Source organism: Mucilaginibacter sp. (genome assembly GCF_025359345.1).
Lineage (GTDB): Bacteria > Bacteroidota > Bacteroidia > Sphingobacteriales > Sphingobacteriaceae > Mucilaginibacter.
This window is the reverse complement of the sequence record NZ_JANYGQ010000020.1, coordinates 211,859-229,102: the sequence shown is the minus strand read 5'-3', so window position 1 is coordinate 229,102 and position 17,244 is coordinate 211,859. Positions and strand designations below refer to the sequence as shown.

Annotated in this window: 17 protein-coding genes; 9 read left to right on the top strand and 8 right to left on the bottom strand. The window is 40.9% G+C overall.

Annotated features, from left to right (window positions below):
• Positions 1-67: 67 nt before the first annotated feature.
• Positions 68-1,609 (bottom strand): DUF6770 family protein, encoded by a 1,542-nt coding sequence (locus Q0R52_RS12580; RefSeq protein ID WP_295795021.1) that lies wholly within the window; start codon positions 1,607-1,609, stop codon positions 68-70.
• Positions 1,610-1,627: 18 nt separating this feature from the next.
• On the bottom strand, positions 1,628-2,944 hold the full coding sequence (locus Q0R52_RS12575; RefSeq protein WP_295795020.1) for a M48 family metallopeptidase: 1,317 nt from the start codon (positions 2,942-2,944) through the stop codon (positions 1,628-1,630).
• Positions 2,945-3,182: 238 nt separating this feature from the next.
• Here Q0R52_RS12575 and Q0R52_RS12570 point away from each other — a divergent pair, with 238 nt between their 5' ends.
• On the top strand, positions 3,183-3,803 hold the full coding sequence (locus Q0R52_RS12570; protein WP_295795019.1) for a hypothetical protein: 621 nt from the start codon (positions 3,183-3,185) through the stop codon (positions 3,801-3,803).
• A 58-nt stretch (positions 3,804-3,861) separates the two neighbouring features.
• Positions 3,862-4,311, top strand: coding sequence for a hypothetical protein (locus tag Q0R52_RS12565; RefSeq protein ID WP_295795018.1), 450 nt, complete (start codon positions 3,862-3,864; stop codon positions 4,309-4,311).
• Positions 4,312-4,324: 13 nt separating this feature from the next.
• On the opposite strand, the gene Q0R52_RS12560 is transcribed toward Q0R52_RS12565, so the two are convergent.
• The 6 genes from Q0R52_RS12560 to Q0R52_RS12535 form a co-directional block, all read right to left on the bottom strand.
• Positions 4,325-5,050 (bottom strand): ABC transporter ATP-binding protein, encoded by a 726-nt coding sequence (locus Q0R52_RS12560; protein ID WP_295795017.1) that lies wholly within the window; start codon positions 5,048-5,050, stop codon positions 4,325-4,327.
• Positions 5,051-5,240: 190 nt separating this feature from the next.
• Positions 5,241-5,531, bottom strand: a complete 291-nt coding sequence (gene gatC / locus Q0R52_RS12555; protein WP_295795016.1) for an Asp-tRNA(Asn)/Glu-tRNA(Gln) amidotransferase subunit GatC — start codon at positions 5,529-5,531, stop codon at positions 5,241-5,243.
• Positions 5,528-6,259 carry a lysophospholipid acyltransferase family protein gene (locus tag Q0R52_RS12550; RefSeq protein ID WP_295795015.1) on the bottom strand — a complete coding sequence of 244 codons (732 nt, stop codon included), beginning with the start codon at positions 6,257-6,259 and terminating at the stop codon, positions 5,528-5,530. The genes gatC and Q0R52_RS12550 overlap by 4 nt, the downstream gene beginning before the upstream one ends.
• Positions 6,260-6,319: 60 nt before the next feature.
• Positions 6,320-7,630 (bottom strand): hypothetical protein, encoded by a 1,311-nt coding sequence (locus tag Q0R52_RS12545; protein ID WP_295795014.1) that lies wholly within the window; start codon positions 7,628-7,630, stop codon positions 6,320-6,322.
• A 1-nt stretch (position 7,631) separates the two neighbouring features.
• Entirely contained in the window at positions 7,632-8,003 is a 372-nt protein-coding gene (locus tag Q0R52_RS12540) for a hypothetical protein (protein WP_295795013.1), read from the bottom strand.
• Positions 8,000-8,752: a lysophospholipid acyltransferase family protein gene (locus Q0R52_RS12535; protein WP_295795012.1), complete on the bottom strand. Its 753-nt coding sequence runs from the start codon at positions 8,750-8,752 to the stop codon at positions 8,000-8,002. Before Q0R52_RS12535 ends, Q0R52_RS12540 begins: the two co-directional genes overlap by 4 nt.
• 37 nt (positions 8,753-8,789) lie before the next feature.
• On the opposite strand from Q0R52_RS12535, the gene trpS reads away from it, so the two are divergent.
• The 7 genes from trpS (at position 8,790) to Q0R52_RS12500 (ending at position 17,242) form a co-directional block, all read left to right on the top strand.
• Positions 8,790-9,785: a tryptophan--tRNA ligase gene (gene trpS, locus Q0R52_RS12530; RefSeq protein ID WP_295795011.1), complete on the top strand. Its 996-nt coding sequence runs from the start codon at positions 8,790-8,792 to the stop codon at positions 9,783-9,785.
• Between the two features lie 221 nt (positions 9,786-10,006).
• Positions 10,007-10,621 (top strand): deoxynucleoside kinase, encoded by a 615-nt coding sequence (locus Q0R52_RS12525; protein WP_252791673.1) that lies wholly within the window; start codon positions 10,007-10,009, stop codon positions 10,619-10,621.
• Positions 10,622-10,698: 77 nt separating this feature from the next.
• Positions 10,699-11,433 carry a 3-deoxy-manno-octulosonate cytidylyltransferase gene (kdsB, locus tag Q0R52_RS12520; protein ID WP_295795009.1) on the top strand — a complete coding sequence of 245 codons (735 nt, stop codon included), beginning with the start codon at positions 10,699-10,701 and terminating at the stop codon, positions 11,431-11,433.
• A gap of 5 nt (positions 11,434-11,438) precedes the next feature.
• Positions 11,439-12,041 carry a hypothetical protein gene (locus Q0R52_RS12515; protein WP_295795007.1) on the top strand — a complete coding sequence of 201 codons (603 nt, stop codon included), beginning with the start codon at positions 11,439-11,441 and terminating at the stop codon, positions 12,039-12,041.
• A gap of 154 nt (positions 12,042-12,195) precedes the next feature.
• Positions 12,196-13,806 (top strand): CTP synthase, encoded by a 1,611-nt coding sequence (locus Q0R52_RS12510; RefSeq protein ID WP_252791671.1) that lies wholly within the window; start codon positions 12,196-12,198, stop codon positions 13,804-13,806.
• A 21-nt stretch (positions 13,807-13,827) separates the two neighbouring features.
• Positions 13,828-15,681: a membrane protein insertase YidC gene (gene yidC / locus Q0R52_RS12505; protein WP_295795005.1), complete on the top strand. Its 1,854-nt coding sequence runs from the start codon at positions 13,828-13,830 to the stop codon at positions 15,679-15,681.
• A 193-nt stretch (positions 15,682-15,874) separates the two neighbouring features.
• Positions 15,875-17,242 (top strand): exonuclease domain-containing protein, encoded by a 1,368-nt coding sequence (locus tag Q0R52_RS12500; protein ID WP_295795003.1) that lies wholly within the window; start codon positions 15,875-15,877, stop codon positions 17,240-17,242.
• Positions 17,243-17,244 lie beyond the last annotated feature (2 nt).

Sequence of the window (17,244 nt, the reverse complement as noted above, 5' to 3'; positions counted from 1 at the left end):
CTTTACAAAAAGCCCGATATGGCAAACTAAAATGCAGTTTGCCATACCGGGCTTTTTTGCTAAACATTTAGTTGTTCAGCTTAATCATATCCATGGTAAGTTTCTTTTCCTTTTTAAAATAGTTTACCTGCAACACATGGTTTGTGCTGGCTCTCATTAAACGCGAAAAAGTTGCTTTCTCGTTTTTAACAGGAATCTTGTCGACAGTTATTTTACCATCGTGGTATTTTATCTGTCCAAAATTTTCGGTTTTTTTCGCACCGGCGTCAAGCCTGTCATAATCAACAAAGCTAAAGGTTATATCGCCATTGTCATCGCTTTTAACGGTGTACATATAGTCCATCCAGCCAAATATGTCAGATACCGTGGCTAAAAGGTACGGCGTCAGAAAGCCTGTGTAAGATGGGAATACACCAGTGCTCCCTTTAGCTTTTGGTATTTCTTTGGCCTGCAACAGGTTGCCGTCCAAATCGTATTCCATAACTACCATATTTTCAAGTTGCAATTTAATAGGTCCGGCTTTACTGCTGAATAACGATAGCGCAGCCCCGCCCACGTCGACAACTTTTTTAAATTTTTCGGCTACTACAAGGTTGGTGTTTCTACGCGTGCGCACTATATCGTGTATGTACAGATAATAACCGTCTTTCAACTTATGGTCTTCTAGTGGTAAAAATTTACCTAAAGTCTCCTCAAATGTTTTAAAATTACTTTTAACCAGCTTGCCATTTTTATCAAATATCAGAAAAGCTATGCCATCCGGCGGGGAAGTAAGAGTTTTGGTCGACTTATAGTTCAGTCCAATCACTACAATATTTCCATTTTCAAAAATTGCGTTAATCGGTACTACATGGTTATCATCAATTTCTGTTGATACCTCAAACAGCTGGGCACCGTTTTTTGCACTGCTTGCCAATACGGTATGCTGTGTTTTGGTATTATACATACCTTTTTCAATACGGGTCACGGCTGTTAAAATCACTTCATCGTTCCCGTTCAAAAATGTTGGCAGCATAACTTTCGATTTACCCTCAGGTTGATAAGTTTGTTGCCAGGTATTTTTCGTATTGCCATTAGCGTAGCTGATGATAAATGCATCATTGGGGTCATTAAACGTATAATCAACAAAGCCGTTATTTTCAACAATATTTAGCTCCGGGCTTGTCATTTGCTGGTACATCTCGTACTTCGAATTACTCGAAGGCTTGTAATTTATTTTCAACGGGTTTGAAACCACTTCTACACCATCCTGGTTATATACTTTTAGTTCGAATGTGCGTTTTTTATCATCGTAAAATTTAAAACAAAAGTTATTGCCATCAAAGCCGCTGCTTACCAGTTCCCAGTCTTTGGGGCCGGTAATTTCTTTCGTGCCCAGGTCGTTTAAGTTTTCGTCAACCAGGTTTAGTTTGTAAATAAGATTCTTTTTGTCGGCCTTGTCGTACTCGTAAAAAGTAAAATACCCCTTTACGATGTTATTTTTTTTAATAATTCCGACGTTGCGGACGGTAACATTTTTCACGTCGCTAAAAGCCTTCGCAGCATTTTGCGCGAAGCTTTGCGTTGCAGAAATGGCCAGGAAAATGATCAGTAATAGTTTAAACTTCATGATTTAATTAGGGATTTGTTAATTTTTAGTAATTCTGATAAATGAATTATTATTTGCGTAATACGCGTTGATGATTTCGTCTAATTTTTCCAGGCTCAGGTTATCCAATAATTTTAAAAGCGTAGCATATTGGTCTTTATCATTCTTCGGGATATACACAGCATTTACCACCTCATGAAAAGTATGAGCTTTATGATGCGTGTATAACGATGTTAGTGTGTTGTAAATCCAGCTTTTAGTGTACTTGTCTGCAGGAAACATCGCGTCTATTTGAATAAGCTGGTACAGGTAAAGGCCCAGGTTACCTTTGTCCTTCGAATACCTGGCCTCTTCAAAAAGTGCGTATTTTTTTATTTTCTCCAGGTCCTGTTTGCTGCCGGTAATAAAATCAACACCTGGCTTGGGGTTCAGCCCGAAAAAACTTTGCATTTGTAGCTTTCGCTTATCGCAATCGGGGTGGGTTTTCAGGGAATCAATTATTCCCTTTTTCTCAGTAGTACCGAAGTGAATCCTTTTTGGAGGGGCAGCGACCGAAAAATCATCAATCGTAATTTTTTCCTTGTCAAGAAAAGATTGGATTGTAATTGCGTTCGGTAGGCCTTCGGCCGAATTGAGATAATCAAAAATGGCGGGCACAGTTTTAGCACCATATTTTGTATTGCTAAACAATATCATACCCAGTGAGTCGGCAGCTTTTTCCTGTCCGCGACTGTGCCTGCTCCTGTCAAAAACATCTGTAAGCAATAAATTCTCCAGTTGCTTTTTGGTATTATACTCCTGTTTCTTTATTTGCTTTATCTGGGTTAAAAACTCGTGTGAATTATATCTATTAAGCTTACTAATTATCGATATATTACTATGCATAAGCAGATAGTGCCCAATCTCGTGGCAAAAAACCATTGCTAACTGGCTTTCATTTTCCATTCCCCCCAGCAAGCCCAGGTTACACACGACTGTGCCATCTTCAAAACTGTAGGCGTTTACATCAAAAGTGCGGTCGATAAAAAAGTGAAACTGGTTTTTATCCAGCGAATTGGATAACAGCACATGGTTAAATATCGAATTCAGGTAAGGATAGGCTACGGTATCGAACAGAAAATCCTTTGATTTTAACCGGTCAATCAATTCGTTATTTTTTTCGTCGATAATATTGCTGTACTGCTTTTGTATTTTTTTATCTAATTGCAGTGTATTTTGAATCGTATTTTTTTGCAGGAATGATTTATAGCTGTCGACATTTTTGTACTCATACTGGCCACAAACAGTTGCAGGCGCAACTATTATAAAAAAAACAAAGAGATAAAAATTGTAATAGTTAAGGTTTTCTTTCCGCATTAATGATGAAAAATACCTGGATTATATATTTTTCATTTACCAACAAAAATATTTATTTCAACAATACTTTCACTAAATTTATTTAACTAATTCAAAATTTATTTTTCATTTCTTTAATGCTTGAAATTATTATGTCATCAATCTGGAACAATGGCCTCAAGATGAGCTTAATACTCAAAAATGAAATTTTATATTTACTAATAAATAAAACAAGTTAATTTGGCGTTTTAATTAAGTGATGGACAACTACCCTTTTGATACCAACGGACTTACCCAAGAAGAAATAGAAAGTTATTACAAATCGTACACTATTCTTAAATTAAAATTCAATTTAGAATTTACCGGCGAAATTGATTTCCACCTGGAATTGTTTGAAGTTTTTAAAAACTATCTTGAAATTACCGTACGTGACTCGTTTGTTATCAAGCAGGATAATAACAACGACTGTTATATTCTTTTTGTTGAAACCGAATCCCGTCACCCCGGACAAGGGAAGGTCTCCGGCGACAAGGACTATCAAATATGGGCCCTTGCATTTTTAAAAGCTGACTTTGGCCGTATGCTGATACGGCGTGAGACACTGGCGGATAAAATTATTGAACTGGTGCACCCTGTTGAATTGGATTTTGCTGAAGACAAAGCATTTAGCGACACATTTTACGTATTGGTTAACGACCGCGAAAAGGCGCTTAAAGGCGTCGACCGGAGATTCCGCAATGCGGTTATGGATATCCGCCACGACCATTTTTTGATTGAAATAGTTGAACATACCCTTATCGTAGGTAACAATGAACCGGTATCAGCCGAAAAAACACTCCACCTTGCCGAATTTATAACCCGCGTTTGTTCACATTGCTGAAGAGATTATACTTAATAGCAACTCACCAGCTATTACACCTGGTATCATATTGTTAAATATGGAAAACACCGTAGAGTCCGACTATATTTTGCCTGTGACGTTTACCATAGGAAACTCCTACCTGGCTTGGGGAATTTTATGTCTAACAATGGCAGCCGGAATGGCAGTAATAATGCTGCTTAAAGGATTTGAACATGCAGATAAAGAATTTTACATCGGCATATTGCTCATTATCATGCTAGGTTTTTGCGGCGTTAAACTCATCGCAAAAAAGTTTAATTGTATAGTAATTGCCGCCGTAAATCAAGTAATAGCGAAAAGTATTTTTGGCAAACCCAAATGTATTCTGTGGACCGAGATAGAAACTATAACACTTGTAAAAAAAGGTTTTGAAGTTAAAAGCAGCAACGAGCAAATTTTAATTCCATTTGAAATAAAGCAGTGGGAACTACTGCTCGAGATATTAGAAGACCACGCCAGGGACGAAAACTTTATCGGGTTCGACTGAAATAGCAACAAGATTACTCCACTACTACTTTACTTCTGTCAACAGTAATAACATTTGGATTAGCGTAATCATTTTCTACCAAACCATCGCGCATGCGCACTATACGATGGGCGTGCATAGCAATGTCTTCTTCGTGGGTAACGAGTATAATTGTATTGCCTTTGGCGTGGATATCTTCCAATAACCCCATAATTTCAATGGAGGTCTTGGTATCCAGGTTACCGGTAGGTTCATCGGCCAATATGATAGATGGATCGTTAATCAATGCACGAGCTACAGCTACACGCTGGCGCTGCCCCCCCGACAACTCGTTAGGTTTATGATCCATTCGGTTGCCAAGTCCTACGTTTTCCAGGCTCTTTTTGGCGCGGGCCTGCCTGTTTTCTTTATTAATACCAGCATAAACCAATGGCAGGGCAACATTGTCAAGGGCGGTGTTACGTGGCAGCAGATTAAATGTTTGGAAAACAAAGCCGATCTCGGTATTACGTACTTCAGCCAGTTCGTTATCCGTCATGTGGCTAACATTAATTCCATTCAATATATACTCGCCTTTGGTAGGCGTATCCAAACAACCTAATATATTCATCAGCGTTGATTTACCTGAACCTGAAGGTCCCATCAGCGCAACAAATTCCCCCTTATTAATAGTTAATGTAACAGATTTTAAGGCATGAATTATCTCAGTACCAATAACATATTTACGCCCGATATCTGTAAGACTAATAAGTGGTTGCATGTGTTTTTGTTGTTTGACTATGGTAAGGTAGGTTTTGTTACAGTTTGAAGTCAGAAAAGTCAGGAAAGTCAGTAAAGTCCGAAAAGACGGCAAAGACAGAAAAAAGTTGGGATCGGCAAGTCAATATCAAATAAACAGTCTATCAAAGCAGCGCAGCGTCTTTCGGACTTTCGGACTTCGGACTTCGGACTTACTTCTCTATCACTTTTGCCACCAAAAAATAGTCATCATCGTGCTTAGGTGCATTCAGCAAAGCTTCCTCGTGGGTAATTTGTTGGTTCACCACATCTTCACGCAGCACGTTTACTTCATCGGTCATATAAACAAGCGGCTCAACACCCGATGTATCAATTTCATTAAGCTTGGCCATAAAATCGAGTATCTTGCTCATATCCTTTATCATCTCGTCGGTTTCGCCGGCACTAAGTTCGAGGCGGGCAAGATGCGCTATTTTATCAACGGTCTCTTTATCAATGGTCATGCTGTTGCTAATTTCTGTTTAATAATCTCATGTACTTCATCCCGCAGAGTGTCGGCGTCATCAACGGTTAAATGAGCCGTCTCAATAGCTTTGTGCACAAATATATCACAAATACCCGGCCTGCTGCCAAATTCGCTACCAGTATCCCATAAAACTTTCCAGGTATTAACTGATGTTATTGGTATAATGGGTACTTTCAGTTCAATAGCAAGGCGGAACGCGCCATTTTTAAAAGGAAATAAGGTCGGGGGGTAATCGTCCGGGATAGTGGCTTCGGGGAAAATAACAACGCTTACACCATTCTTTATCCTTTCGGCGGCTGTTTTAAACGCCCGGAATGATGAAATTTTGCTGTCCCGGTTAACGGTAATATCAATCGTCCTGAAAAAGAACCCCAGCACCAGGTTGCTCAGCAGTTCCTCTTTACCTATAAAACAATGGTTATTTTTTGCCGCCAGGTTTATTGCCGAAACATCAAGGTTCGAGGTGTGGTTGCCAACTATAATATACGTGCGCTTCCAATCTACACTTGTTTCATAATCAACATTAAAAAATATTCCCGAAATAACGGTGCTGCAAAAAATGATAAACCTCCTTATGCCATTAATGTGCTTAAAGCGGATCTGCCGGCGCGATAAAAAATATAAAATTGGCCAAACAAGCAGAAAAAAGAAAGCCACACTGTACCTGTAAAAGTGCGTATGAATCTTTTTTAAGGCGAGTTTCATGGTTCCCAAAAATAGATAAATTTGACTACTTGATTATGATGGGTTAGATTGAATTGGTTATTAACTCAGCAACGCCAGATGTTGGCGTGTTTGTGGTCCTTTAAAGTCAAGCAAAATCAGGTATATTAAAGCCGGATAGACGTGCTGAATTATACGGTACAATGAAGTGTACAGGTGCCAGTTTAAATCATGCGGGGTTACCAGATATATTATAAAATAGCCCAGCAGCAGCAAAGCTATAATTATAGCTGGCATTGATGCAAAAAGCCGCCGGTTCACTACAAAAGCAGCGAAAACTAAAATCAAAGCGTATATATAATTGCTTAACAACGTACTAAGCCAAAATTTAAAAATTGTGGCATACCGGCTCCAATCTGTTAATACCACCGAAAGCGAGAACAATTGCTTGTTATCTGCCGAAATTAAATCGTTTGCAGGGGCAAAAAATAATTTGAACGACGCCAGCACCAACGTTGGGACAATTGCACCTATCAAATACTTTTTTAACGCCCGGAGATGCTTGTAGTTGCTTAGAATAAACCCGACTGTAAATAACACGTAAAATACCAGGCCCTCGTTTTTTACCCAGGCGCACGATGCGCAAATAAATCCAAGCAGGTAAGCCCGGTTGTTAATCTGGCCTTTGAGCTTCTCATACTGCACAAAAACCATCAAAATCAATAACGAAAGTAAACTATCAGCACATTGTGAAGTTGCTATTTGTTTAAAATTATTATCCGTCACAAATATTACAAGAGCGACAAGCGACAACCACTTTAAACCTTCGTCGCGCAATGCGAAATACGTATATAAGGGGATGGTTAACATTACCCCATATGCAAAAAGTAAGGGCACGTAAGGCGACATTGAACCCACTGCGTTCCAAAAAAAAGCAACTATTGATGGTAGCATCATCGGGTAATCAAGCGCGGAGTAGCTTAGTTTACTTGTAAAAAGATGTTTCCACAACTCCGGATGGTAAAAAAACTTTGCGTGCAGGTTCCACATGGCAAAAGCGTCCCAGTTGCCATGTTTACTAGCATATAACATGAAATAGCAGGTTAAAAAAAACGCCGCTGCCAGCGCCCAAACGTGGCTATTACTTAGTGGTTTGAGCCGATAATTTTTAAAAGAATGCCTGGTAAAAAAAATATGGGCAAGGTTTATAGCACTTAACATTATTAAAAGCACAACAAAACTCTGATTTAACACCAGCATTAAGTAATACACGAAACTTAAGGCTACTACCAGGCTAATTGCGGATGTAAGTATCGTTAATGCCCTGCTATCGCCAGACGTAATTTTTCTTACAGCGGCATTTATCCCAACGTATAGTAACAGCAGGTTAATAAAAGTAACTGTCAGCACCATATTAGTTAGTTTTAGTTATTAGCGATACCTGTCTGCCGTTATCCTGGCTTTGCGCAACAACTCGGTAATTAGAGAATGTTGTAAGGGGCTTGTTGTTAAATTGTATTACCAGCAAGGTATCAGGCGTAATTTTATTGCTGATAACCTGGGGTGCCATAACATATTGCATCTCGACAAATAAAGCGGGATCATTGCTGTTGTTGTAAAAACCGATGCTACAATTTGGTTTAATGTGACTTTGCAAAGGGGTTAGCTGTTTAGCCAGCAAATCCATATCAAAATCGGTTTTATTAAGCTGGTATATTTTAGCAATAACCATCAATGGGATGGCAACCAGCAAAATAATTTTTGTACAAGTTACTATCCTATTCATATCATCGCGGCGGCTATTCCCTCGCTGCCAATTTTTTCGGCAATAATATTATAAACCTTATCGCGCAAATTATCGGAATCATCTAAAGTCATGTTTATTGTTTCTATGGGTTTGTGCACATAAATCTCGCATATGCCCGGGCGCGTACCATGTTTAGTGCCATCATCCCAAAGCTTAAGCCAGGTGTTTGATGATGATACCGGGATAATAGGAATTTTATGCTCGATAGCCAAACGGAACGGACCGTTCTTAAACTCATGCAAAGTTGGCGGATAATCGTCGCTTATTTTTCCTTCGGGGAAAATTATAAGCGTAATCCCGTCCTGTAATTTCTCAGTAGCTTTTTTAAACGCCCGGTACGATGACATTTTGCTGTCGCGGTTTACAGGGATATCAACCGTGCGGAAAAACAATCCGGTTACAAGCGCGTCTTTCAATTCCTCTTTGCCCATAAAACTGCAGTTGGTGTTAACCAGTACGCACATGGCTGAAATATCAAGATTTGAGGTATGATTAGGACAAATTATGTAAGCCTTGCTCCAATCGATAGGCTCTTCATAAGTAAACCGATAAAAGAAACCTACCAGCGCAGAGCTTATTATCGCCCAGTACCTGCGAAAGCGGTTCATGTTGCGATAACGGCTGGGTTTAAGCGAAAAAAACTTAAAAAAAGGCCAGAATAAAAAATACGACAGCGCTACACTAAAAACGTAAAGATAGATGTGCACCTTTTTCAATATCAATTTCATCTCCATCAAAAATATAAAAATTCCTTACTTTCGCGCCATGGAAACTGTTGTTAGTGGTATACGTTCAACCGGGAACTTACACCTTGGAAATTATTACGGGGCAATACAGAATTTTGTAAAAATGCAGCATGAGTACAACTGCTATTTTTTTATTGCCGATTTACATTCGTTAACTACTCACCCCACTCCTGCCGACCTGCACGGAAACGTAAAACAGGTATTGATAGAGTATTTAGCAGCAGGTATTGATCCGGAAAGGGCCACCATCTACCTGCAGTCGGACGTACCGGAAACTGCGGAGCTTTACCTTTTCCTGAATATGAACGCCTATTTGGGCGAGCTGGAACGTGCCACATCATTTAAAGACAAGGTGCGCGCCAACCCTGACAACGTTAATGCCGGTTTATTAACCTACCCTGTTTTAATGGCTGCCGATATTATACTGCACCGTGCCACAAAAGTACCTGTAGGTAAAGACCAGGAGCAACATCTTGAAATGGCGCGCACGTTTGCAAACCGTTTTAACCGTTTGTATAACAAGGACTATTTCCCCGAACCGTTTGCTTTTAACTTTAGTGAGAACCTGGTAAAAATACCCGGACTTGACGGTAAAGGAAAAATGGGCAAATCGGAAGGCGAAGGCAATGCGGTTTATTTGTCGGATACCCCGGAAGTTATCCGCAAAAAAGTAATGAAAGCCGTTACAGATGGTGGGCCGACCACTGAAAATCAGCAGAAACCGCTCGAAATTCAAAACCTGTTTGATATTATCAAAGTGGTTTCATCGGCCGATACTTATGAACATTTTGATAACTTATACAACACCTGCCAGATACGCTACGGCGATCTTAAAAAGCAGCTTGCCGAAGATATTATTATGGCAACCGCACCAATCCGCAACAGGATTAAAGATATTTCGCAGGATTCGTCGTACCTGCGCCAGGTTGCACGCCACGGCGCTATAAAAGCCCGCGAAAGCGCATCGAAAACTATTAAAGAAGTACGCGAGATTATTGGTTTCAGGAGTTTTTAATTGGCTCATAGTTCAGGGTTCATAGTTCATAGCCGGAAAAATTTAGGCTGACAGTTGATAGTTCTTACTTCAAACTGTATATTAGGCCGGGTTTCATTCTGCAACGCACGGTGTTATGTATCAAATATTCTACCATGAACTATTGACTATGGGTCATGAACTAACTATAGACCACCCGCTTCCAGCTATGAACCAAGAACTATTAACCATGAACTAAGAATATGCACATTGCTATTGTAGGAAACATAGGCGCCGGTAAAACTACACTTACCGAATTACTGGCAAAAAATTACGGCTGGGACCCCTTATTTGAGGCGGTTGATAACAACCCCTACCTGGAAGATTTTTACAGCGACATGAAGCGCTGGAGCTTTAACCTGCAGATATATTTTTTAAATGCCCGTTACCGCCAGATTATCGATATCCAGAAAAATGGCCACAACCTGATACAGGACCGTACCATTTACGAGGATGCCTATATTTTTGCAGAAAACCTGCACGATATGGGCCTGATGACAACGCGCGATTACGAGAACTACGCCGCAATATTTGACAACATCACCGAGTTTATAAAACCACCCGATTTGTTGATCTACCTTAAGGCATCGGTACCGACCCTTGTTAACAACATCCAGCGCCGCGGTCGGGAATACGAAAGCGGCATCAGGCTCGACTATTTGTCGAAACTGAATGATAAGTACGATAAATGGATTAAAGGCTACAAACTGGGCAAGCTGCTGATTATCGATAAGGACAACATAGATTTCGCCAACAATACCGAAGACCTTGCTACTATTGTACAACTGGTTGAGCGGGAGTTGAACGGGTTGTTTTAATTTTAGAATTACGATTTACGAATTACGATTGCTTATCCTTTTAAATCGTAATTCGTAAATCTAAAATCGTAAATCCTATGACCATTCTCGGTATCATCCCAGCCCGCTTTGCTTCTACCCGTTTCCCGGGCAAACCTTTGGTTGACATTGCCGGCAAGAGCATGATTCAAAGAGTTTATGAGCAGGCTAAAAAATGCACTCATCTTACTGAAGTAATTGTTGCCACAGACGACAACCGCATTTATGACCACGTGCTTGGTTTCGGTGGTGTTGCCATAATGACCTCGGCCGACCACCAAAGCGGCACCGACCGCTGCGCTGAAGTAGCCATTCAGCATCCACAATACAACGTTATCATCAACATACAGGGCGACGAGCCTTACATAGACCCGGAACAAATAACCAAGCTTGCTTTTTGTTTTAACGATGCCGGCACCCAAATTGCCACACTGGTTAAAAAAGTAGCGAATGAGCAGGAGTTGTTCAATGTAAACTCGCCAAAGGTGGTTATCAATAAACTGTCTGAGGCTGTTTACTTTTCGCGCTCGCCACTCCCCCACATCCGCGGGCAGGAACAACAAAACTGGCTGAGCCACTTTACCTACTTTAAACATATCGGCATTTATGGCTACCGGGCCGGTGTTTTGCAGGAAATAACCAAACTGCCGGTATCATCTTTAGAAAAAGCTGAAAGCCTGGAACAATTGCGCTGGATTGAAAATGGCTATCGTATTAAAGTTGCGGAAACGGAATTGGAGACTTATGCGATAGACACTCCGGAGGACATGGAAAAATTGAACAACCTTTTTTAACATTAATGAATTCAGAAATAACCAGAACCTTCTTATTTATCGGATTATTTATATCTGTAACTGCCGCTAAAGCACAACCCCGTTATTGGGACTACGTCATCACTATTAAAGGCGATTCAATTAGATGCAATGTTGAAAAACCATTTATCGGTAGAACAAAGTATAAAAGCGCAACAATGGGCAAACCCGAAAAGATAACCATCGAAAACATTAAGGAATACTCGTTGATAACCGAACAGAAAACATATCGTGCCGTTAATAAAGACAGCAGTGCCACGCCGATGTTTATGACCGTAATAGAGAAAGGAAAGATAGGCCTTTATGAACTGATAAATACCTCTACAAGCATGGGATTTGGCAATACTATGACCACGACTTCCACACGAGACTGGTACATTGGTAAAAATAGTGACTACGTAACCGGGTTTAAAAGTTCAGGAATCTTCTTGGGCAAGAGTCGCAAGTCGCGCAAAGACCTGCTTGGCGAGATGTTTAAGGACAAACCGGAAATTTACAACAAGTATATGGCGGACGATAAATTTAGTTTTAAACAAATACAAAGACTTATCCATTTGTACAACACAGGTCAGGAATTGAAAGAGGAATAATTGATTTTAAGGTTTTTAACTTAGTTCTATCTTCAAATTTTCAAATCATCAAATTTTCAAATCGCCCGCTTAACCCCAAAAATTTTCTTACTTTTGTATCCCGTACACAAACAATTTGTTCCGGCCTCACAACCGGTCCAAACACACAAAAATCATGACTAAATACATATTTGTTACGGGTGGCGTTACTTCGTCATTAGGCAAAGGCATTATTTCGGCCTCCTTAGCTAAACTACTCCAGGCGCGCGGCTATCGCGTAACCATCCAAAAGTTCGACCCTTACATCAACATCGACCCGGGAACATTGAATCCCTACGAACATGGTGAATGTTATGTTACCGAGGACGGCGCCGAAACCGATCTCGACCTTGGCCACTACGAACGTTTTTTAAATACCCCAACATCCAAAGCAAATAATATTACCACCGGTCGTATTTATCAAAATGTGATAAATATGGAGCGCGAAGGTAAATTCCTTGGCAAAACCGTGCAGGTAGTACCCCATATTACCGACGAGATAAAAAGAAATTTCCGCATACTTGGCGAAAGCGGCGATTACGATATCATCATAACCGAATTGGGCGGTACAGTTGGCGACATTGAATCATTACCGTATATCGAGGCTGTGCGCCAGTTCAGGTGGGAAGTTGGCTCAGGCAATTCATTGGTTATTCACTTAACGCTTATCCCCTTCCTGGCTGCTGCAGGCGAGTTGAAAACCAAACCTACACAGCACTCGGTTAAAATGTTGCTGGAATATGGTATACAGCCGGATATCCTGGTTTGCCGCACCGAACATCACTTAAATACTGACATCCGAAAAAAAATAGCCCTTTTTTGTAACGTAAACGTTAATGCAGTTGTCGAATCGATAGACGCATCAACCATATATGATGTGCCGTTGTTGATGCTGAAAGAACAATTGGACAAAACGGTATTAGCCAAACTAAAGCTGCCGCATAAAAACGAACCAAACCTTGAAAGCTGGAAAGACTTTTTGGGCCGTTTAAAAAACCCGACTTTCGAGGTGCGCATAGGCCTGGTAGGTAAATATGTTGAACTGCCGGATGCCTATAAATCTATTGTTGAATCATTCATACACGCCGGCGCCAAAAATGAGGCAAAAGTAAAAGTTGAATATATCCCGTCGGAACAGTTAACTCCCGGTAACGCCATTGAAAAATTGAAAGGCCTGCATGGCGTTTTAGTTGCCCCCGGCTTTGGAGAGCGCGGTTTTGAAGGAAAAATTGAAGCAATCCGTTATGTTCGCGAAAACAACATTCCGTTTTTTGGTATATGCCTGGGCATGCAATGCGCGGTTGTTGAATTTGCACGCAACGTGTTGGGACTCGAAAATGCCAGCAGCACCGAAATGAACCCCGAAACCCCTTATCCTGTTATCAACATGATGGAAGAGCAGAAAAAGGTGGTAAATAAAGGGGGTACCATGCGCCTCGGCGCTTATGCCTGCGATATTAAAAAGGGCAGTAAGGCTGAGAAATTCTACGGAAAAACCCGCATCAGCGAACGCCACAGGCACCGCTACGAGTTTAATAATGATTATTTAAAAGATTACGAGAACGCCGGTTTAACCCCAACAGGTTTTAACCCCGAAAACAACCTGGTTGAGATAGTTGAGCTTAAAAACCATCCGTTTTTTGTAGGCGCACAATTTCACCCCGAATTAAAATCAACAGTTGCAAATCCGCATCCACTTTTTATTAACTTTGTCGCCGCTTCAATGGCTTATGCCCGCAAGCAGTAATTTTTTGTACGATACACTGAAATGGATAAAAATACTTTTACAGGGTTATTCCTGATTATGATTATAATGGGCGCTTCGTTCTTTTTGATGAAGCCCAGCGACGCAGACCTAAAAAAAGAAAGAATAACGGCGCATACCGATTCTGTTAAAAAAGGACTGATTAAAACACCCGGTGTTATTACTACCGCAAAATATACCGATACTTCAAAGGCAAAAGCGGCTGTAGCAACAAAGGTTGATTCAAATCTTTTAAAAACACCTTTTGGTGCAACAACCATCGGTACCCCCAAATTTGTAACGCTTGAAAACAAGGACATCCGCGTAAAACTAAGCACCCAAGGCGGCAAGGTATATTCGGTTGAGTTGAAAGATTACAAAACCTTTAATAAAAAACCCCTTATTTTATTTGATGGCGATAAAAACAGTTTTGGTTTAACCTTTGCAGCCGGCAACAGCAGCATCAATACCGATAAACTTTATTTTACACCGACAAGCGGCGATTTACAGGTTGCTGAAAAAGACTCGTCGAGCATAACCATGCGCTTAAATTACAGCGCCACGCAATACATCGACTACATTTATTCGTTAAAAGGGACAGGTTATAAAGTTGGTTTAACGGTTAAAGCCACCGGTCTCGACCAGGTGATTGCCAATACCAATAAGCTTAATGTTAGCTGGGCGGCCAGCATGCGCAGGCAGGAAAAAGACATGGAGCAGGAGCGCAGGTATACTACCGTTTATTACCTTAATACCGAAAACGATTTGGATTACCTTAGTGAGAGCAAAGACGACACAAAGGAAATCAGCGATAAAAAGATGCAGTGGGTATCTTTCGAAGCGCACTTCTTTTCCGGGGTATTAATTGCAAAAGACGGATTTTCGAAATCAAGCCTGGGAGTAACTACCGATGTAACAGATACTGTTGATGTAAAGCGAATGAGCGCCAATATGGTGATACCAAAAAGCACCGATGGCAGCTATCCGATGGAATTTTATTTCGGCCCGGTTAAATATAACTTCCTTAAAACACAGGGTTACCATTTGGAGAAACAGGTTTACATGGGCTGGGGATTCCTGGCATATATCAACAGGTTTTCGGTATTACCGGTATTTAATTTCCTGAGCCAGTTTACCAGTAATTATGGATTAATCATCCTGGCGCTAACACTGGTACTAAAACTGGTATTATCTCCGCTTACCTACAAGTCATACCTTTCGATGGCCAAAATGCGCGTATTGAAGCCTGAGATGGACGAAATAAAGGGAAAAGTTGGCGAAGACAACCCAACCCTTTTACAGCAAGAGTATTTAAAGCTTTACAAAAAAGCAGGCGTTAACCCGCTCGGCGGATGTTTGCCGTTGCTGATACAAATGCCGATAGTGTTTGCATTCTTCCGGTTTTTCCCAAGCTTATTCGAGTTGCGCGGCCAAAGCTTTTTATGGATGCACGATCTATCGACCTATGATTCGATAATCACATTCCCGCATATTCCGTTTGTCGGCGATCACTTAAGCTTAATGTGCGTGCTAATGACGATATCGACGCTTATTTACACATACTTTAACAACCAGATATCTGGTGCTTCGGGCCAGATGAAATATATCGGTTATATTACCCCGATTATTTTCCTTGGCGCGTTGAATAGCTTCCCTGCAGGTTTAAATTATTATTACTTTTTGGCCAACATGATGACGTTTTTACAACAGTACATCATCAGGCTAATGGTTGACGATAAAAAAATACATGCCCAGATACAGGAAAACAAAAAGAAACCTGTTGATGCCAAAAAGAAAACCAGCGGTTTCCAGGCTCGTATGGAAGAAATGATGCGCCAGAAACAGCAGCAGCAATTGCCCCCTTCAAAAAAGAAGTAATATTTTTTAAAAATTAAAATGCTGTAAAGTTGAAAAGTTGACCTTTCAGATAAAAAATAACCCGGTAAAATCTGCCGGGTTATTTTTTTGTTTAAACTTTTGCCGCGTTCAAAAATAACTTTACAACATTTCAACCTTACAACATTTCAACAAAAACTAATTAATTTAGCAAAAACTTACTACATTTACATCCATGTATGCAATAGTAGATATCGAGACCACGGGAGGGCATGCCAGCGCAAACGGCATTACCGAGATAGCTATTTGTATACATAACGGAAAAAAAGTAATTGAGCGTTATTCTACCCTTGTTAACCCCCGCCGCGAAATACCTATTTATATAAGTGCACTAACCGGCATCACTAATGATATGGTACAAAACGCACCGCCGTTTGAGGATGTGGCACATGATATTTACCACTTGCTTAACAATAAAACATTTGTTGCGCATAACGTTAATTTCGATTATTCATTTGTGCGTTACCATCTGGCTGCTGCAGGTTACGAATTGCAATGCAATAAGCTGTGTACAGTACGCCTTGGGCGTAAAATAATGCCCGGTCTTCCCTCCTATAGTCTCGGTAAATTGTGCCGACATTTAGGGATCGAAAATGAAAGCCGTCACCGGGCGGCGGGGGATGCTGAGGCCACATCGATCTTATTCTCGATGTTGTTAGCAAAAGATAATGGCAACCATATTCCGCTTGCATTAAAGCAAAACTCCAAAGAACAGGTGTTGCCGGCTAACCTGCCGAAAAAGGACGTGGAAGCTTTACCACCGTCGCCGGGAGTTTATTATTTCCACGACCAAAAAGGTAAGGTGATATATGTTGGTAAGGCCAAAAATTTAAAAAAGCGTGTATGCAGCCATTTTACCGGTAATAACCCCGGGGTGCAGCGCCAGGAGTTTTTGCGCAACATTCATAATATTACTTTCCAAACATGCGGCACCGAACTGGTTGCCTTTGTACTGGAAGCTGTTGAAATAAAACGCCTATGGCCAAAATACAACCGGTCACTCAAACGGTTTGAGCACGCCTACAGCTTATACGCATTTGAGGACCAGCGCGGCTATCTGCGCCTTGCTGTTGATAAGCATCGTAAAATGACCGGGGCAATTTACAGTTGCAATACCCTGTTTGAGGGTCGTAGCATTTTAATGCAGTTAATAGACACCTTCAAACTATGCCCGAAGCTGTGTTTCATACAAAACAACACATCAGGATGCGCTGGGGTTAACGTGGGTAGTTGTGCCTGTGAGGGCCATGAGTCGGTTGACGATTACAACCAGCGGGTAAACCTGGCAATTGATGAACTGAACAAAGCCCTCCCTACTTTTGCTATCCGCGATGCCGGTCGTAATGATGAAGAGCACAGCTGCCTGCTGATTGAAAAAGGCAAGTTTTACGGCATGGGCTATATTTCGCACTATTTTAACGCCGACAGCCTAGACCAATTGAAAAACCACCTTACGCCTTATCCCGGTAATGATTATATCCGGAATATGGTTGATAATTATGCTGTAAAGTTTCCGGACAGGAAGATGGTGTTTGCTGGGTGATG